This window comes from Caballeronia terrestris (assembly GCF_001544515.1).
GTDB classification, from domain to species: Bacteria; Pseudomonadota; Gammaproteobacteria; order Burkholderiales; family Burkholderiaceae; genus Caballeronia; species Caballeronia terrestris.
Genome location: NZ_FCOL02000029.1, coordinates 35,582 through 54,736, shown reverse-complemented (window position 1 = coordinate 54,736; position 19,155 = coordinate 35,582). Strand labels below are relative to the sequence as shown.

Annotated in this window: 14 protein-coding genes; 7 read left to right on the top strand and 7 right to left on the bottom strand. The window is 63.3% G+C overall.

The features are described 5' to 3' along the window. The first annotated feature begins 159 nt into the window (after positions 1–159). Positions 160–321, top strand: a complete 162-nt coding sequence (locus AWB67_RS41455) for a hypothetical protein (RefSeq protein ID WP_181505500.1) — start codon at positions 160–162, stop codon at positions 319–321. Here AWB67_RS41455 and AWB67_RS21990 read toward each other — a convergent pair. The 3 genes from AWB67_RS21990 to hrcA all read right to left on the bottom strand — a co-directional run bounded on the left by AWB67_RS21990 (position 293) and on the right by hrcA (position 2,937). Continuing rightward, entirely contained in the window at positions 293–700 is a 408-nt protein-coding gene (locus tag AWB67_RS21990; protein ID WP_087658341.1) for an Hsp15 family ribosome-associated heat shock protein, read from the bottom strand. The genes AWB67_RS41455 and AWB67_RS21990 overlap by 29 nt on opposite strands. Before the next feature lie 17 nt (positions 701–717). Then, positions 718–1,785, bottom strand: coding sequence for a ferrochelatase (gene hemH / locus AWB67_RS21985; protein WP_087658340.1), 1,068 nt, complete (start codon positions 1,783–1,785; stop codon positions 718–720). A 135-nt stretch (positions 1,786–1,920) separates the two neighbouring features. Beyond that, entirely contained in the window at positions 1,921–2,937 is a 1,017-nt protein-coding gene (gene hrcA, locus AWB67_RS21980; RefSeq protein WP_087658339.1) for a heat-inducible transcriptional repressor HrcA, read from the bottom strand. A gap of 186 nt (positions 2,938–3,123) precedes the next feature. On the opposite strand from hrcA, the gene AWB67_RS21975 reads away from it, so the two are divergent. Next, positions 3,124–4,026 (top strand): NAD kinase, encoded by a 903-nt coding sequence (locus AWB67_RS21975; protein WP_087658338.1) that lies wholly within the window; start codon positions 3,124–3,126, stop codon positions 4,024–4,026. Between the two features lie 35 nt (positions 4,027–4,061). Beyond that, the gene (recN, locus tag AWB67_RS21970) at positions 4,062–5,717 is read left to right on the top strand and encodes a DNA repair protein RecN (RefSeq protein WP_087658337.1); all 1,656 of its coding nucleotides are present in this window, start codon (positions 4,062–4,064) and stop codon (positions 5,715–5,717) included. Between the two features lie 155 nt (positions 5,718–5,872). On the opposite strand, the gene AWB67_RS39625 is transcribed toward recN, so the two are convergent. Together AWB67_RS39625 and glnE are read right to left on the bottom strand one after the other, a co-directional pair. Next, positions 5,873–6,280: a hypothetical protein gene (locus tag AWB67_RS39625; RefSeq protein ID WP_125477637.1), complete on the bottom strand. Its 408-nt coding sequence runs from the start codon at positions 6,278–6,280 to the stop codon at positions 5,873–5,875. A 312-nt stretch (positions 6,281–6,592) separates the two neighbouring features. Continuing rightward, complete coding sequence (gene glnE / locus AWB67_RS21965) at positions 6,593–9,418, bottom strand: bifunctional [glutamate--ammonia ligase]-adenylyl-L-tyrosine phosphorylase/[glutamate--ammonia-ligase] adenylyltransferase (protein WP_087658336.1); 2,826 nt, start codon at positions 9,416–9,418, stop codon at positions 6,593–6,595. A 227-nt stretch (positions 9,419–9,645) separates the two neighbouring features. On the opposite strand from glnE, the gene AWB67_RS21960 reads away from it, so the two are divergent. The 3 genes from AWB67_RS21960 (at position 9,646) to tldD (ending at position 16,343) form a co-directional block, all read left to right on the top strand. Beyond that, a complete protein-coding gene (locus tag AWB67_RS21960; RefSeq protein WP_087658335.1) occupies positions 9,646–13,866 on the top strand; it encodes a YhdP family phospholipid transporter in 4,221 nt (1,406 codons plus the stop codon). 61 nt (positions 13,867–13,927) lie between these two features. After that, the gene (locus tag AWB67_RS21955) at positions 13,928–14,761 is read left to right on the top strand and encodes a carbon-nitrogen hydrolase family protein (protein WP_087658334.1); all 834 of its coding nucleotides are present in this window, start codon (positions 13,928–13,930) and stop codon (positions 14,759–14,761) included. Between the two features lie 115 nt (positions 14,762–14,876). Continuing rightward, on the top strand, positions 14,877–16,343 hold the full coding sequence (gene tldD, locus AWB67_RS21950) for a metalloprotease TldD (protein ID WP_087658333.1): 1,467 nt from the start codon (positions 14,877–14,879) through the stop codon (positions 16,341–16,343). Positions 16,344–16,444: 101 nt separating this feature from the next. Here tldD and AWB67_RS40850 read toward each other — a convergent pair whose 3' ends face one another. Beyond that, positions 16,445–16,591, bottom strand: coding sequence for a hypothetical protein (locus tag AWB67_RS40850; protein ID WP_159964897.1), 147 nt, complete (start codon positions 16,589–16,591; stop codon positions 16,445–16,447). Positions 16,592–16,693: 102 nt separating this feature from the next. Here AWB67_RS40850 and aroG point away from each other — a divergent pair, with 102 nt between their 5' ends. Then, positions 16,694–17,767 (top strand): 3-deoxy-7-phosphoheptulonate synthase AroG, encoded by a 1,074-nt coding sequence (aroG, locus tag AWB67_RS21940; RefSeq protein ID WP_087658331.1) that lies wholly within the window; start codon positions 16,694–16,696, stop codon positions 17,765–17,767. A gap of 61 nt (positions 17,768–17,828) precedes the next feature. On the opposite strand, the gene hmpA is transcribed toward aroG, so the two are convergent. After that, entirely contained in the window at positions 17,829–19,031 is a 1,203-nt protein-coding gene (gene hmpA, locus AWB67_RS21935) for an NO-inducible flavohemoprotein (RefSeq protein ID WP_087658330.1), read from the bottom strand. Positions 19,032–19,155 lie beyond the last annotated feature (124 nt).

Sequence of the window (19,155 nt, the reverse complement as noted above, 5' to 3'; positions counted from 1 at the left end):
ACAAACTTTGACGCCAAAAATCACTTTCAGATTGAGCCGATGGCATTGCTCGCCTACACTTCGTTGAGGCTTTCGTCCGCGCAGGTTAACCCTAACCCTACGAAAGCATTTCAACCCGCTCAAAGCCCTAGCCCGTTTCGCCCGTTACCTGGGGGTACCATGAAACTGACCTTTGCTATCGCGGTGGTCGCCTTGGTACTCGTTGCGGGAACCACGACCATCTGCATGTCCGGCACCATCACGGCGCGCAACACCGAATACGGCGGCATTCACGCCACTGTGGAGCAGCTTTTCAATCCGGACCCGAAATTTTGTCGATAGTGCGGCGGTCGCGCTTGGTCGGCCGGCCCTGTAATCCGGCCGCCGGCTCGCGATACGTCTTGCGCCGCTCCGTTTCCGCCTGCCGCTTTTCCCGGCCGTCCTGCGTTTCGGCGTAGAGCGTCTGCGCGACGGTCGCCGGTCCGCGCACGTCGCAGATACCGAGCACTTCCACTTGCCAGATCAGCCGGTCAATATCGATCTCGACGATATCGCCGATACGCACGTCCTTCGACGGCTTCACATTCGCCCCGCCGATCCGCACGCGGCCCTTTTCGACGGCATCGCTCGCGAGCGAACGTGTTTTGAAGAAGCGCGCCGCCCAAAGCCATTTGTCGATGCGAAGACGCGCGCCGGGTTCAGTCGAAATCTTGTGGATCATTTTCTCTGGCTAATGTGTCACGCGACCGCGCTCAGCGGCTGCACCGCCTGAACCGGCCAGCCCTGCAGATGTTGCGCGACGATCTCGCCGAGCGCCTTGATCCACGACGGCGAAGCGTTCAGGCACGGAATGCGGTGAAACGCCTTGCCGCCCGCGTGCAGGAATTCGTCGCGCACTTCGATGCCGATTTCCTCGATCGTCTCCAGACAATCCGCGGTGAAGCCCGGGCAGAACACGTCCACGCGCTTCACGCCGCCCGCGCCGAGTTCGGCAAGCGTAGGCGCGGTGTACGGCTGCAGCCACTCCGCGCGTCCAAAACGCGACTGGAACGTGATGCGGCATTCGACCGGCGTAAGCCCGAGCGCCGCCGTGAGCAGCGAACCGGTCTGCTGGCACTGGTCGTGGTACGGATCGCCGAGATCCATCGTGCGCTTGGGCACGCCATGAAAACTCAGCACGAGTTTGTCGCCCGCGGCGAAATCCGGCTGGCCGTGATGCCGCCAGTAATCGCGCACCTGTTCGGCGAGCGCGCCGATATAGGCCGGATGATCGGCGTAATGGCGGATTGTGCGGATTTCGGGCTGGTTGCGCACCCGCTTGAGCGCGGTAAACGCGTCGTCGAAGGCGGTGGCCGTGGTCGATGACGAATATTGCGGATACATCGGCACCAGCAGCACGCGCTCGGCGCCTTCGAGCTTCAACTGATTCAGCATCGCGGGGATGCCCGGCGTGCCGTAGCGCATCGCGTACTCGACGATCACCTGATAGTCGTTCGCGGCGAACAGACGCCGCAACTGCTCGGCCTGCCGTTCCGTATAGACGCGCAACGGCGAGCCTTCCGGCATCCAGACCTGCGCATACTTCTTCGCCGACGCACGGCTGCGAAACGGCAGGATCACGAGCCGCAGGATCAACTGCCAAACGAATGCCGGAATCTCGACCACACGCGGATCGGACAGGAACTGCGCGAGATATTTGCGCACGGCCCGAGGCGTCGGCGCGTCAGGCGTACCGAGGTTGATCAGCAGCACGGCAACGCGATGCGAGGCGGCATGCTGTGAGGGCAACTCGAGGTCGAAACGCATGTAGAAGGCGGCCGGATAAGGGGCGTCGTGGAGTGAAGGCCATTATAGCGGCGCGGGTCGAGGCGCATCATCGGCCGAACGGCCTAGTGGCGGCGCGGCGTGCGCCGGGTGAACATGGCGGGAAGGCTCGGCTGTCTATTGCTGGCTAAGCGACATGGAAAGCAGCCGCGCGGTGATGTCGACGATCGGGATCACGCGGTTGTAGGCCATGCGCGTCGGCCCGATCACGCCGAGCGTGCCGACGATCTTGCCGTTCACCTCGTACGGCGCCGTCACCACGCTCATTTCCTCGATCGGCACGAGATTTGACTCGCCGCCGATAAAAATCTGCACGCCTTGCGCGTGGCTCGATACGTCGAGCAATTGCAGGAGACTCGTCTTTTGGTCGAATACGTCGAAAAGCTTGCGCAGCCGCGCCATGTCGGACGAAAGGTCCGCCACTTCCAGCAGATTGCGCTCGCCGGAGATCAGCAAGGTGTCGCCGGGATCGGTTGTGTCGGTGCTCGCCGCGACCGCTGCGTGCATCAGCGTGGTCATGTCGCCGCGCAACTGGTCGATTTCCTCGCGAAGTCGGCGGCGCACCTCGTCGAAGGACAGGCCGGCGAAGTGCGCGTTGATGTAGTTCGACGCCTCGGTCAGTTGCGACGGCGAATAATCGCGCTGCGTCGCCATGATGCGGTTCTGGACATCGCCTTCCGGCGTCACGATGATGAGCAGGATGCGCTTGTCCGACAGGCGCATGAACTCGATCTGCTTGAACATGTGGCTGCGGCGCGGCGTCAGGATCACCCCCGCGAACGACGACAGGCTCGACAGCACGCTCGCCGCCGCCGCGACGATCTTCTGAGGTTCCTCGCCCTGCAGGCGCGTCTTGACGGCAGTGGTCATTGCTTCGTCTTCGGGCGCCTCTACAGTCAGCATGGTGTCGACGAAGACGCGATAGCCGCGCGGCGTGGGAATGCGCCCCGCCGACGTATGCGGACTCGCGACGAGCCCGAGCTCCTCCAGATCCGACATCACGTTGCGGATCGTGGCCGGGCTCAGTTCGAGACCGGAGTAACGTGACAGCGTGCGCGAACCCACCGGCTGACCTTCGGCGATGTAGCGCTCGATCAACGTCTTGAGGAGGGTTTGTGCACGTGGGTCTAGCATGGGGAAATTTTAGCTCAACGCGTCATTGAACGGCGTGCGCGCCCGGGGCCGCTTGGGCGCGCGCTGTGTGCCACCGAACTCAGGATGCGCTCCATTCTATCGACAAACAATATATAAGCGCCGCGCGTGCCGCGGGCGGGTTCGCCCACGGTTCTTTTCGCCCTTAACCTATGTTGTAATGCCGGCATGGAAATTGGCAGCCAATTCAAGACCGTCGCGCTCGTAGGGCGCACCAACACGCCCGGCATCGAGGCGCCGCTGACGTCAATCGCCGAATTGATCGCGGGCCAGGGCTTCGAAGTCGTGTTCGAGGCGCAGACCGCGAAAGAGGTCGGCGTGACGCGCTATCCGGCGCTGTCCACCGCCGAGATCGGCGCGCGTGCGGACGTGGCGGTCGTGCTCGGCGGCGACGGCACGATGCTCGGCTTCGGGAGGCAACTCGCGCCGTACAAGACGCCTTTGATCGGCGTGAATCACGGGCGGCTCGGCTTCATCACGGATATTTCGCTCGCGCAGATGCACGAACTCGTTCCGCAGATGCTCGCGGGCTGCTTCGAGCGTGAGGAGCGCAGCCTGCTCGAAGCGAGCATCGTGCGCGACGGCAAGCCGATTTATCACGCGCTGGCGTTCAACGACGTCGTCGTGAACCGCAGCGGTTTTTCGGGCATGACGGAACTGCGCGTGTCCGTGGACGGCCATTTCATGTATGACCAGCGCTCCGACGGCCTGATCGTCGCGACGCCCACCGGTTCGACGGCCTATGCGCTTTCCGCCGCCGGGCCGATCCTGCATCCCGAGTTGCAGGGCTTCGTGCTCGTGCCGATCGCGCCGCATTCGCTGTCGAACCGTCCGATCGTGCTGCCCGACGATTCCAAGGTCGATATCCAGATCATCGCCGGGCGCGACGTAAACGTGAACTTCGACATGCAGTCGTTCACCGCAGTCGAACTGAACGACACGATCGAGGTGCGCCGCTCGCGCCATACGGTGCCGGTGCTGCATCCGGTCGGCTACAGTCACTTCGCGACGCTCAGGAAGAAGCTTCACTGGCATGAGCATCCGTCGCAGGCCGATGCTTCGAATCCCTGAACGCGCACACGCGTCATTCCTCCACGCCTCCATTCATGCTCCGTCATCTTTCGATTCGCGACTTCGTCATCGTCGCCGCGCTCGACCTCGAATTCGACAGCGGCTTCACGGTTTTTTCGGGTGAAACCGGCGCCGGCAAATCCATCCTTATCGACGCCCTCGCCCTCACGCTCGGCGCGCGCGGCGACGCGAGCGTCGTGCGCACGGGCGAGGCGCGCGCCGACATCACCGCCGAATTCTCGACGCACGAGGCGGTTTTTCGCTGGCTCGAAGAGCACGCGCTGGCCGCGGGCGAAGCGGACACGGTGATGCTGCGCCGGGTGATCGATTCGAACGGCCGCTCGCGCGCGTTCATCAACGGCACGCCCGCGACGCTCACGCAATTGCGCGAAGTCGGCGAGATGCTGGTCGATATTCATGGGCAGCACGCGCATCAGTTGCTGATGCGTCCTGATGCGCAACGCGAACTCTTCGATACGCATGCCGGGCTTACGGACACGGCTGCTTCGGTGACGCGTGCGTATCGCGCTTGGCGCGACGCGGCGCAGGCGGTGGAGACGGCGCAGAGCCGCGATCGCGAGTTGCAGTTGGAGCGCGAGCGGCTCGCGTGGCAACTGAGCGAATTCGACAAGATTTCGCCGCAGCCGGGCGAGTGGGAGGAAGTGAGCGCGGAGCATCATCGGCTGTCGCATTCGGCGAGTCTCATCGACGGCGTGCAGGGCGCGCTCGACGCCCTATCCGAATCGGATGACGCGATGATTACTCAGCTTGCTGCGATCACTTCCAAACTGCGCGGGCTTGCGGATATCGATCCGGCGCTTTCCGATGTGCTGGCGTCGCTCGAGCCGGCGGAGATTCAGTTGCAGGAGGCGGCGTATTCGCTGTCGCATTATGCGCAGCGGCTGGAGCTCGATCCGGATCGGTTAGCGCAGGTTGAGAAGCGGATGGACCAGTTGCATTCGACGGCGCGGAAGTTTCGTATGCAGCCGGAAGCGCTGCCGGAAGAGCATGAGGCGCGTCGGCAGCAGCTTGCTCGGCTTGATGCTGCGGCGGATCTGGATGGATTGCGGGCGGCGGAGGCGAAGGCCAAGGACGCGTATCTCGCGGAGGCAAAGGTGCTGTCGAAAGCGCGTGCGAAGGCTGCGACGGCGCTTGGGGCCGCGGTTACGGTGGGAATGCAGGAGCTTTCGATGGCGGGTGGAAGTTTTGAGGTTGCGCTCGTGCCGTTGGCGGAAGGTGGGGCGAGCGGGCTTGAGCAGATCGAGTTTCGTGTCGCGGGGCATGCTGGAGTTGCGCTTCGGCCACTGGCTAAGGTTGCTTCAGGAGGTGAGTTGGCGCGGATTAGTTTGGCTCTTGCTGTGATTGCGAGTACCGCGAGTCCGACGCCTACGCTGATCTTTGATGAAGTTGACACGGGGATTGGGGGTGGCGTGGCTGAAGTCGTCGGGCGGCTATTACATCAGTTGGGGCGAGATCGGCAGGTTTTGTGCGTTACGCACCTTCCCCAGGTTGCGGCGCGCGGGGATCAGCATTTCCAAGTCGCAAAAGCCGGGGATGCGAATGGTGGGACTGTAAGCACCGTTACGCCGCTAGATAAGGCGAAACGAGTGGAAGAAGTCGCGCGGATGTTGGGGGGGATTGAAATTACGGCTACTACTAGGAAACATGCTAGGGAGATGTTGGCGGCTTAGTTTTTTCGCGGAATTTTGTTTGCGGGACGGAAGAAACCTCGCGAAGCAAAGACAACTCTTCTTAAATCGTAAGCAAAAGACCGCGCCCAATAATGTGCGCGGTCTTTTCGTTCAGTGGGTGATTCATCCGTTCGGTTTTAGTACCAATTAGCCCTTTAATCCAATCCTTGGTCATCGTATCGTGAATGAACGAACTGAATCAGGGACGTTCGCCCCTTTATATAAAGAATACGAATTTGCATAATTATCCCGTTACAATCTTCAAGTTGAATCGGATGATTCACTATAAACGTAGCAGACTGGTTTTTACCCCCGTCGACGGCAATATTATCGGCGTACAAACATGTACGATTTTCAGTGTCAAGGATCGGATTTAATCTTCCATGAAGTCCAGGAATATATCCAGCACTAAAGAGAATCACCGAACCCATATTCTCAGTAGGTGCCAGAGACACTTGAACATCGTCGGCTGGATCCCATGAAGGGATCATGGCGCCCGCGAAACTGGGATGCGCGATAAGCACTTCATAGCGACGGCGTGTGGAAATCGTGAGCGTGGTCATACCGCTCGAATCCGTCTGTTCGGACTTGTTGTACCGTTATCTGCGATAGCGACAATGGTTGCCCAAGGCACGGGTGCCCCGGAGGCCGAGACGACCGTTACGCCCGGTGTTTTCGGCTCAACACGAGGTATTGTCGCTGTCGAAAAAAGCGCTTTACGAATAGCCTCGAAGGGTACCGTTTAACCACTATTGATCAGCTTCTTGTGAATGACCTCAACGAGTTTTTCTGGCGTCCGTCCATTTAGGAAGCTATAGCAATAAACCCAACAAAAAATCGTTTTCCGCATATACGAGCTTTTTGTCAGGCCATGCTTATCCGAGGCCCGACGCCTCCACACCTCCTTTAAAGACCCTGTCCCAAACGCTTATAACAGCCGCCTGCTCTCCGGCGACGAGTTCGGGCTCGACGCGAGCCTTCTCCATCCCATCCAACCTCAACTTATGCTGCATCTTCCGATAAACCCGATAAGCGGCCCCAACCGTCTCCGCCTCGTCAGTGGACATAAGCCCACACTGCGCCGCAATCCTCAGCAGCGAAATATTCCCCGCATTACGCACAAACTCCCGATGTTCGCGTGAATGCAGGAGCACCCAAAACTGCACGATGAATTCGATATCGACCATTCCGCCGCGATCGTGCTTGAGGTCAAAAAGCGCCGTCCGATTCGGGTGCCCGGCCTCCACGCGCTCGCGCATCGCGACGATTTCGCGCGATAACGGACCAGCCTCCCGAGGCGCGACCAAAACCTCCGCCCGAATCGCCTCAAACGCCTCGCCTATCGCGGAATCGCCCGCGCTATAACGCGCTCGGGAAAGCGCCTGATGCTCCCAAACCCAGGCCGTATTAGCCGCATCGCCTTCGCGGATTTGGTACGCACGAAACGACTCCAAACTCGTGACCAGCAGCCCCGACTCCCCATTTGGCCGCAGCCTCAAATCGACATCAAACAGCGTCCCCGCTCCCGTCGCCGTGGTTAGCCAAGTAACAAGCCGCCGAGCAAACATCGCATAAACATCCGAAGCGGCGTCATCCGGATCATCGTAGAGAAAGATCAGATCGAGGTCCGACGCATACCCGAGTTCCTTCCCACCCAACTTCCCATAAGCGATCACGGCGAACCGAGGCACATCCCGATGCCGCTTGGGAAACTGCTTCCAGACCGTCTCGACCGTCACGTCCAAAACCGCATCCGCGAGTTCAGACAGCCGGTCACTCACATGCTCAACCGTAAGACTCCCCGCCAGATCAATCAGAAGGATCCGGAACACTTCAGCCTGATGCGCATGCCGCAGCAAATCCATCTGCTGCTCGGCGCCATCGGCCACCGCCAGCCGGGCGCGCAGCGAGCGCTTGAACTCGGGCCAATCGAACGGACTGGCAATCGCTTCATCGTCGAGCAATTCATCGAGCAATTGCGGATGGCGGATCAAATACCCCGCCGCCCAGCGCGACCCGCCCAAAACGGAAAGCACACGATCCAGCGCCGCCGGATACTCAGTCAGCAACGCGAGATACGCCCCCCGCTTACTCACAGCCTCAAGCAAATCGAAAAGCCGCGTAATCGTGTCACCACGCCGCGCGGCCGGCTCGATCGACTGCGCCGCTTCCAGCGCGCGCTGCGCGACGATGTCGAAGCGCTCCCGGCTCTTCGCCGGCAATCCAAGATAGCGCGTCGAATTCCAGACGCTCGTCAGCCGCGCCAGCAACGCCGCCGGATCGGTGAAGCCGAGCCCGGCGAGCCGCGCGACGAGTTCTTCGCCGGCGCTGTCGTCGGCGAGCGCGCTGCTCCAGATCCACGACGCCGCCGAATCCTCCGCCACACCGCAGCCGCCCTGCCCGCTGACCTTGTCGGCGAAAATCTCGTCGAACTGTTCTTCGACGAGTTCGCGATGCGCATCGAGCTTCGTCATCAGCGCGGCGTAATCGGCGAAACCGAGCGATTCCGCGAGCAACTCGCGCTCGTCGAGCGCGACGGGCATCGCGTGCGTCTGCGCGTCGTTGCGATACTGCAGCCGATGCTCGACCGTCCTCAAAAACAGATACGCCTCGCTCAGCGCAGCGCGCACCGCCGTCGAAATCAGCCCGTGCGCCGCCGCCCGCTCGAGCACGGCAAGCGTCGGACGAATGCGGAATGCGGCGGCCTGTCCGCCGCGGATCAATTGAAACACCTGCGCGCTGAACTCGATTTCGCGGATGCCGCCGCGTCCGAGCTTGATGTCGTCGGCCTTGTCGGGGCGCATCGACGCGCGCCGCTGCGCTTCCTGGCGAATCTGCAGATGCAGCGAACGGATCGCCGAGATCACGCCGTAATCGAGATAACGTCGGTACACGAACGGCGTGACGATCGCGTCGAGCTGCTTCGCGAGCCGTCGCGCCGAGTCGCTTTCGCCCTCCGACACGAGCCGCCCCTTGATCCACGCATAGCGCTCCCACTCGCGTCCCTGCACGTAGAAATACTCCTCCAGCATGCCGAGGCTGCACACGAGCGGACCGGAATCGCCGTTCGGCCTAAGCCGCATATCGACGCGAAACACGTAGCCATCCTGCGTGAGTTCCGCGAGCGCGCCGATCAGCCGGCGACCGAGCCGTGTGAAGAATTCCTGCGTGGTGAGCGGCGCGCGCTGACCGCCGGCTGTCTCGCCGTCTTCCTCGTAGACGAAGATCAAATCGATATCCGACGACGCGTTCAACTCGCGCCCACCGAGCTTCCCCATCCCGACGACGCCGAGCGTCAGCCGTTCGCCTTCGGGTCCGCGCGGCTCGCCGAAGAGCACCTCCAGATCCGCCGACAACACCGCGAGCGCCCGCTGGACCGTGACTTCGGCGAGATCGGTCATCGCGCCCGTCACCTCGGCGACGTCGGCCTCGCCCGCGAGATCGCGCTCCATGACCGTGCAAAACACTTCGGTGCGCAGACGCCGCAGCGCGGTTTTCAGCGCGGCTTCGTTGAGAACGCCATCGCCCGAGCAGGTGCCGCAGAGCGCATCCAGACGCGATTCGACCCAGCCGCGCGTGATCGGCACCGACGCCCATTGCGCGACCTGCGCGGGCAAATCCGGACGCGCAGCGTACGCGCGCGCGGCATAGTTGGAATAGGCTGTACTGCGCAATGTTGCCGGGGTCGCTGCTTGAGTCATGGGAAGTCGGGCTCGCTCGTTGCTTCACTCATTGCTTCAAAAATGCGGCACCCGGCGAAATGCTACCGGGCGCGTATCGGAAGACCTGCCGCGAAACGCGTCGAACGCCGTCTGGCTTGGCTTTGCGGTAGGTCAGGAGAGCCCGCGCCCAGCCTTGAGCGCGATACCCTGTGTTACGATTTGAACGTCAAACACGCAAAACTACCATATCGCCGAAACGCCGCAGCATGTCCGACAGCAAGGAATCCGTCGACCCTCTCGAAGTTGGACAAGCGAAGCCCCGCGGCAATGCCGAGCGCGTGATTTCACGCGTCTCCCGCATCATTCTCGTGCTGGTCATCGCGCTGTACTTCGCGGTGGCGGCCGTCTATCTCGGACTGCGCTACGCCGTCCTTCCGCAAATCGATGCCTTCAGGCCGCGCATCGAACAGCTCGTCTCGTCGAAGATCCATGCGCAGTTGCACATCGGCCGGCTCACTGCGCGCTGGTCCGGGATGGAGCCCGTGCTCGATATCGACAACCTGCGCATCGACGCCCCCGACGGCTCGCCCGGCCTGGCCGTCCCGCACGCGAGCGCGAGCCTCTCGTGGCGCTCGCTGTTCCGCTTCGCGCCGACGCTCGCGAACCTCACCGTCGATGGCCCCGACGTCATCATCGCGCGCGCGGCGAACGGGTCGCTGAGCGTGGCGGGCGTGCCGATCCCGACGCGGCGCACCGGCGAAAGCGCGTTCATGACATGGCTCCTCAAGCAGCAGACCATCGTGCTGCACGACGGCACGCTGCGCTGGCGTGACGCCGAGCGCGCGGCGCCCGAGATCGCGCTGAAGCGCATCCGGCTTGCCGTGTTCAACGACGGCATCCGTCACCGGCTCGCTCTGCAGGCCCCCGCCGACGGCGACGTGCTCCACGGCCCGCTCGACTTTCGCGCGGATTTCCGCCATCAGCCGTTCTCGGCGATCGGCGTTCCCGCGCACTGGACCGGCCGCGCCTACGTGACGACCGGCCCGGTCGATCTGCCGATGCTCGCGCGGTACGTGAAGATCCCGTTCGAGACGTACAGCGGCCGCATCGACAACAAGATCTGGCTGAACTTCGCGGGCGGCATGCTGCAGAGCGCGAGCGGTGACCTGACGGGCGGCAACATCGCGCTGCGCGTGCGGCCGACGCAGCCGCGCCTCGATCTGCCGGTCGCGCAGTTCGGCTGGACGCTCGCGAAGGACGACACCGAGTACACGCTGCATCTCTCCGACCTGCACGCGGAACTCGGTCAGGCGCCGCTCGCCGATGGCACAGCGGTCGCGCGCCTCCTCGAATCGAAAACACTGACGGCGAAGTACCGGGCGGCGTCAGCGCAGCGCGGACAGTTGTTCGGTGTGTCGGGCGATGTCATCGATTTGGGGATACTCGCGGAATTCGCCCGCGCGCTGCCGCTGCCGCGCAAGGTGCTCACGCAACTCGTGCTGTTCAATCCGCAAGGGCAGATCGCCGATTTCACGCTGCAAACGGAACGCGTCGCGCCGAAAACCGACGAGGAAGCCAAGGAACTGCAGGCAAAAGGCGAAGCGCTGCCGGTTTTGAGATACACGGTCAAGGGCGACTTGCAGGGCATCAGCGTGCAGGCGCAGGAGCCGCCGCCGGGGCTCACGGCGAACAACCATCCGCGCGCGGGGATTCCAGGCGTCGAAAACCTGTGGGGCAAGATCGACGCCGACCAGACGCAAGGCTCGATCACGATCGATACGAAGAATGCCGCCGTGACGATCCCCGGCGCCTTCGACGATCCGCGCCTCACCTTCGATACGCTCGAAGGGCGCGCCGCCTGGACCATCGCCGATGCGCCCGCGCCCGGCGAGCCGCGCCGTGCGTTCACGGTGCGCGTCGAAACGCTGCGCGTGAAGAACGCCGACGCCGAGGGCGAAGCCACCGCCTATTACTGGAACCAGGGCCACGGACGAGGCACGCTCGATCTGAAGGCGAAGGTTGCGCGCCTGAAGGTGACGAGCCTCGTGCGCTATCTGCCGACGTCGCTCAACGAACGCGTGCGCGTCTATCTGGGACACGCGCTGCAGGCAGGCGTGTCGCGCAACGGCACGATCGAAGTGCACGGCGACCTGACCCGCTTCCCGTACACGAAGTTTCCCGATGCCGGCATCTTCCGCATCGAGGCGCCATTTACCGGCGGCAAGTTCGATCCGACGCCCTACCCGCCGCGCAAAATGTTGAACGGCACGCCGAACTTCTGGCCCGGCTTCGACGGCATCAGCGGCAAGTTCCAGATGGCACAGAACAAGCTGCGCTTCGACATCGACCGCGCGCACTATCGCAACGTCGCGATCACGAAGACGACCGGGCGCATCGAGGATACGGGCAATCGCGAGTCGCTGTTGCTGATCGACGGGCAGGCGCGCGGGCCGCTCGCGGACATGCTCCAGTACGTCGACGACAGCTCGCTCGGCATCATGGCGAAGCACGCGACGCGCAAGATCCGCGCGACCGGCGACGCCACGCTCGCGCTCAAGCTCGGCCTGCCGCGCATCCGGCTGCCGAAGCCGCACGTCGATTACGAAGGCTCGCTCACCTTCGCCGACAACGAAGTCGCCTACGCGAACCTGCCGCCGCTTTCGCACGTGCGCGGACGCGCGAGCTTTGCCCAGAAAAGCGTCACGCTCGACAATCTCACCGGGCGTTTTCTCGGCGGCGACGTGCGCGGAACCGGCGGCGTGAAGCCGGACGGCAGCTACGCGCTGAATGTGAACGGGCGCATCGGCGCGGATGCGGCGAAGGGGCTCAACGTGCGCATCAGTCCGCAGATCACGCAGGTTCTGAAGCACGTCAGCGGCACGGCGCCTTACGAAATGCACGTGCGCGGCATGAAGAACGCGCTGCCGCGCATCGAGGCAACGTCCGATCTGACCGGCCTCGGTCTCGACTTTCCGGCGCCGTTCGCGAAACCGCGAGGCACGCCGATGCCGTTCGCCGTCCGCTTCGAGCCGGCCACCGACGGCCCGGCCGGGCGTCACGACGCGAATGTCACGCTCGGCCCCGTGAAGGCGCACTACCTGTTGCAGCAGACGGGCAAGACGCAGTTGAACGTGGTGCGCGGCGCGATCGGCGTGAACAAGCCGGCCGATCTGCCGCCGCAAGGCGTAACGGCCGCGATCGATCTCGACGAACTCGATGCCGACGCCTGGCGCAAGTTCATCACGGAATTCACGCCGCCGCCCGCAACGCAGTCCGCCGTCGCCGCGCCAAAACCGCCGGTGAACGAAAACATCAGACAGTTCATCCCGACTCGCGTCGCGCTGCATCTCACGACGCTCAAGCTACTTAGCCGACGCTGGCAAAACATCGTCGTCGATGCGAGCGAGGACAACCGCAAGTGGCAGGCGAACATCGCGTCGGATCAGCTGACGGGACAGGTCGCGTGGACGCCCGGCGCGATCCGCGACAGCCCGGGCGCGTTGCAGGCGCGCTTCACGCAGGTCGTGATTCCGGACAAATCGGAGGGCGACCTCGCCGGGCCGACGATCCGCCGGCCGCCGCGCAACATGCCGTCGATCGATCTGATCGTGAATGAAATCGTCGTGCGAGGACGGCCGATCGGACGGCTCGAAGTCGATGCGCACAACAGCGTCGATCACGGCATGCCGGTGTGGTCGCTCGACAAGTTCGAGTTGGCCAACCCAGACGCGACGCTCGCCGCAACAGCGAACTGGCGCGCGTTCACGTCCGCCGAAACCGACGACGATGACGACGACAACCCCAACGACACCACCCCGCGCCGCACCGCGCTCGATTTCAAGCTCGACGTGAAGGACGCGGGCGGCCTGCTCGACCGATTCGGCCTGCCGCGCACGGTGAACGCGGGCAGCGGCTCGATCTCCGGCAACGCCGCTTGGAGCGGCGGCCCGACCGCCGTCGACCTGCCGACACTCGACGGCGCGCTCGCCGTCGACCTGCGCCACGGCCAGATCCTGAAGGTGAACGCGGGCGCGGCGAAGCTGCTCGGCATCCTGAGCCTGCAAAGTCTCGCGCACCTGCTTACGCTGAATTTCCAGGACGTCGTCGGCAAGGGGCTGCCGTTCGACCGCATCACCGGCACGGCGAAAATCGACGACGGTATCGTCCGCACCGACAATTTCACGATGGTCACCTCGCCCGCGCGCGTCGAGCTGAAGGGCATGGTCAACCTGCCGACGCAGACCCAGGACCTCCACGCCCTCGTGATCCCGACGATCAGCGCCGGCGCGGTTGCGATCGGCGCGGCGGTCATCAATCCGCTGCTCGGCCTAGCGACGCTGGCGGGGGACCTGGTGCTGTCGAAATCGATCGGCAAGGCGTTCGCGCGCGACTACGCGATCACCGGTACGTGGTCGAAACCGGTCATTCAGCGGGTGAAGGGCGATCAGGGTAAGATCGAAACTCCTGCCGCCGCTGTCACCGACTGAGGCTGACAGCGTCGCGTTTCACCGGCTTCCGACGCATCAGACGCATTCACCGCAGGCAGACATGAGCGAAAGATCAAGCGAACACCACGCCGGGCCGTTCAGGGTCGCGGCGCTGCAAATGGTCAGCACGCCGGATCGCGAGCGCAATCTCGCCGAGGCGGGCCGGCTGATCGCCGAGGCCGCGCGCGACGGCGCGCAGCTCGTGCTGCTGCCCGAATACTTCTGCTTCATGGGCTTCAAGGACACCGACAAGCTCGCTATCCGCGAAACGCCCGGCCACGGCCCGATCCAGCAATTCTTGGCCGATGCCGCGCGCGAGCATCGCGTGTGGGTCATCGGCGGGACGATGCCGCTGGAGTCGCCCGAACCGTCGCGCGTGCTGAACACGACGCTCGTCTTCGATCCCGCCGGCAAACAAGCCGCGCGCTATGACAAGATTCATCTGTTCAATTTCGAAAAGGGCGAAGAGTCCTTCGACGAAGCCCGCACCATCTGCCCCGGCGGCGAAGTGCGCACATTCGAGGCGCCGTTCGGGCGCGTCGGGCTGTCGGTCTGCTACGACCTGCGGTTTCCCGAGCTGTATCGAAAGATGGGCGACTGCGCGTTGATCGTCGTTCCTTCTGCGTTTACTTACACCACTGGTAAGGCGCACTGGGAAACGCTGCTAAAAGCACGCGCCATCGAAAACCAGTGCTACGTGCTCGCCGCCGCGCAGGGCGGGAAGCACGAGAATGGCCGCCGCACCTGGGGCCACACCATTCTGATCGATCCGTGGGGCGAAATCATCGACGTGCGCGAAGAGGGCGCGGGCGTCGTGTCCGGCGAGATCGAGCCGGCGCGCATCGCGTCCGTGCGGCAGAGCCTGCCGGCGTACCGCCATCGCGTGCTAGGCTGAACACGTAACGAGCTTGAAAGCGCGCTTTCTATCCCGCAGATAGCTCCCCAGACACCGACGTTAGAATATTCATCACATTTCCAACACACGTCACCGATATAGCCACAGGCACCGCATGAACATCATCGAACCCGGCATCCGCAATCTCGTCACCGCGAAAGACGTTCTGCTCACGCCCTATGGGCTCGACGAGGCGCTCATCACGCGCACGCTCGCCGAAATCTTCACGCACAAGGTCGATTACGCGGACCTCTACTTCCAGATGACCCGCAGCGAGGCGTGGAGCCTCGAAGAGGGCATCGTCAAATCGGGCAGCTTCAGCATCGACCAGGGCGTCGGCGTGCGCGCCGTGTCCGGCGATCGCACGGCCTTCGCCTATTCCGACGACCTCTCGCCCGAGTCGATCCGTCAGGCGGCCATCGCCACGCGCGCGATCGCGAAGGCGGGCGGCGGCAAGCACAAGATCAAGTCGGCGAGTTCGCTCACCGGCGTCTCCGGCCGCGACCTCTACCTCCCCGCCGATCCGCTCCACTCGCTCGATGCCACCGCCAAGGTGAAATTGCTCGAACGCGTCGAGAAGATGGCGCGCGGCCGCGATCCGCGCATCGTCCAGGTCATGGCGGGCCTCGCGGGCGAATACGACGTCGTGCTGGTTGCACGCAGCGACGGCGCGCTCGCCGCCGACGTCCGCCCGCTCGTGCGCGTCTCCGTCACGGTGATCGCCGAGCACGACGGACGCCGCGAAATCGGCAGCGGTGGTGGTGGTGGCCGCTTCGACTACGGCTATTTCACGGACGAAGTATTGTCGAAATACGTCGATGACGCCGTGCACGCCGCGCTCGTGAACCTCGAAGCGCGGCCGGCTCCGGCGGGCGGGATGACCGTCGTGCTCGGGCCGGGCTGGCCGGGTGTGCTGCTGCACGAAGCAATCGGCCACGGGTTGGAAGGCGATTTCAACCGCAAGGGATCGTCGGCGTTCGCGGGGCGGATCGGCGAACAGGTGGCGGCGAAAGGCGTAACGGTCGTCGATGACGGCACGCTGCCGAATCGCCGCGGCTCGCTCAATATCGACGACGAAGGCAACCCGACGCAGTGCACGACACTGATCGAAGACGGCATTCTGAAGGGCTACATCCAGGATTCGCTGAACGCGCGCCTGATGAAGATGCCGGTGACGGGAAACGCGCGCCGCGAGTCGTACGCCGCCCTGCCGATGCCGCGCATGACGAACACCTACATGCTCAACGGTGACAAGGACCCGGGCGAAATCCTGGCGTCGGTGAAAAACGGGCTGTACGCGGTGAATTTCGGCGGCGGTCAGGTCGATATCACCAACGGCAAGTTCGTGTTCTCGGCGTCCGAAGCGTACATGATCGAGAACGGCAAGATCAGCTATCCGGTCAAGGGCGCGACGCTGATCGGCAGCGGGCCGGAAGCGCTGAAATTCGTGACGATGATCGGCAACGACATGGCGCTGGATAGCGGCGTCGGCGTGTGCGGCAAGGAAGGCCAGAGCGTGCCGGTGGGCGTCGGCCAGCCGACACTGCGCATCGAAAAGATGACGGTCGGCGGCACGGTTTGATCACGGTGGATCATGCGGGAACGCCGCATGATCCACTCTCGTTTTCTGCGATTTTTGCCCGTGTTGTGCGGATAATCCGCGTTTTACCGTGCTCCGGCTTGTCAGTCGAGCATGTTTGAGGTTATAAAGGCAGTCACCTGTTTTTCACGAACCATCGAGAACCCGCCATGTCCGCCAAGTTTTACTTTTATTTCTTTTGGCATCTCAAGCCGCTGGCGGATCGAGAGGGGTGAGTCGTAGGTAAGCAAGAACCCGAAATTCCCGAAAAACCGCCAGCCGAGTCTGGCGGTTTTTTTTCGCCTCCCCGCCTGGCAAAACAACACGCAGCAACGCGCTCCTGGAGAAACGAAATGCCCCCACATAACACTGATGACGTCCGTATCCGCGAATTAAAAGAACTGACCCCGCCCGCCCACCTGATCCGCGAATTCTCGCTCGGCGAATCCGTGTCGGAACTGATCTACACCGCCCGGAAGTCGATGCACCGCATCCTGCACGGTATGGACGACCGCCTGATCGTCATCGTTGGGCCGTGCTCGATCCACGATCCCAAGGCCGCGATGGAATACGCCGGACGGCTGATCGAACAACGTAAGCGCTTCGCGGGCGAGCTCGAGATCGTGATGCGCGTGTACTTCGAAAAGCCGCGCACGACGGTCGGCTGGAAGGGACTCATCAACGATCCGCACATGGACAACAGCTTCAAGATCAACGAGGGCCTGCGCACCGCGCGTGAGCTGCTGCTGAACATCAACGAACTCGGACTGCCCGCGGGCACCGAATACCTCGACATGATCAGCCCGCAGTACATCGCCGATCTGATCTCGTGGGGCGCGATCGGCGCGCGCACGACGGAATCGCAGGTGCATCGCGAGCTGGCGTCGGGGCTTTCGTGCCCGGTCGGCTTCAAGAACGGGACGGACGGCAACGTGAAGATCGCCGTCGATGCGATCAAGGCGTCGTCGCAGCCGCACCATTTCCTCTCGGTGACGAAGGGCGGCCACTCGGCGATCGTCTCGACGGCCGGCAACGAAGACTGCCACATCATCCTGCGCGGCGGCAAGGCGCCGAACTACGATGCGGAGAGCGTGAACGCCGCGTGCAGCGACATCGGCAAGGCGGGTTTGGCCGCGCGCCTGATGATCGACGCGAGCCACGCGAACAGTTCGAAGAAGCATGAGAACCAGATTCCGGTCTGCGAGGACATCGGCCGGCAGATCGCGGGCGGTGATGAGCGGATCGTCGGCGTGATGGTGGAATCGCATCTCGTCGCGGGGCGGCAGGATCTCAAGGAAGGTTGCGAACTGACCTATGGCCAGAGCGTGACCGATGCGTGCATCGGCTGGGAAGAGAGCGTGAAGGTGTTGGAAGGGCTCGCCGAGAGCGTCAAGCAGCGGCGCGTGGCGCGCGGTGGCGGGAACTGATTGACAGTCTGCTTGTGACAAGGGCTGCGAGTTTCGCAGCCCTTTTTTCATTCGATGCGGATTATTCCAGCATGCCCGCGCCGAAGATCTCAGTGTGAATCCGCTCGGCGTGGATGCCCGCGGCGTGCAGCGCGGCCATCTGCCCGCGCATGAAGGCGACCGGGCCGCAGATGTAGTAATCGGCATCGGGCAGAAGCGCCTGGCTCACGAACTGCGGCCAGTCCATGCGTCCGGGGAAGTCGAAGTCCGCGCCCTGGCGATCTTCCGGACGCACCGCTTCGTAGAACACCGCGCGCGTGACGTTCGGATGCTTCGACGCAATGTCGTTCACCCAATGCTTGAACGCGTGCACGCCGCCGTGCCGGCACGCATGCACGAACGCGACTTGCCGCGCGCTGCCACTGGCGACGATCGACGCCAGCATCGACACCATCGGCGTAATGCCGACACCGCCGCTCATCAGAACGACGGGCGTCGTTTTCGTGCGATCGAGCGAAAATTCGCCCATCGGCGCGCTCACCTCGACGATCGATCCAACCTCGACGCCGTCATGCAACCCGTTCGACACATGCCCGGCAGGCAGGCCAATGGGGCGCTCGCGCTTCACAGAAATCCGCAGATACTGGCCGTTCGGGGCATCGGAGAGTGAATACTGGCGCGGCTGAACGACGCCGATCTCGGTCACGAACCGCTTCACGCTGACGTACTGGCCGGGCGCGAAATCGCGCAGCTTCCCGCCATCCGAAGGCTTCAGATAGAACGACGTGATTTCGTCGCTCTCCATTTCCTTGCGCACCACGGCGAACGGACGGAAGCCGCTCCACGCCGCGCCGTCGTAGAGCTTCTGCTCCGCGCCGATCAGGATGCCGGCGAGTTGGCCGTAGGCGGCAGCCCAGGCGTCGAGCGTGGGTTGATCGACGGCGTCGCCGAGGACTTCGGAGATGGCCGCCAGCAGGTTCTCGCCGACGATCGGGTAATGCTCGGCGCGGATGTTCAGGCTCGCGTGCTTCTGCGTGATGTGCGCGACGGCGCCGGTCAGCGCGCCGAGATTGTCGATGTTCGCCGCGTACGCGTAGACCGCGCGCGCCAGTGCCTGCGGCTGCCCGCCGCTTTGTTGATGCGCCTGGTTGAAGAGGTGCTTCAACTCGGGGTGGTTGGCGAACAGGCGCTTGTAGAAATGCGTCGTGATGGTCGCGCCATGCTCGGCGAGGACGGGCGCGGTGGCCTTCACGCGGGCGATCTGGTCGGCGGTCAATGCGGTCATTGGGGGTTCTCCCTTTCTAAGATGCATCGATGCTACATCTTTTAAGGGAGCGCTGAATGAGTGCTTTTGTCGCAGTTTGTGGATCTATTTTCTCATCGACCACGGCTCGAAGCTCGCATGCAGA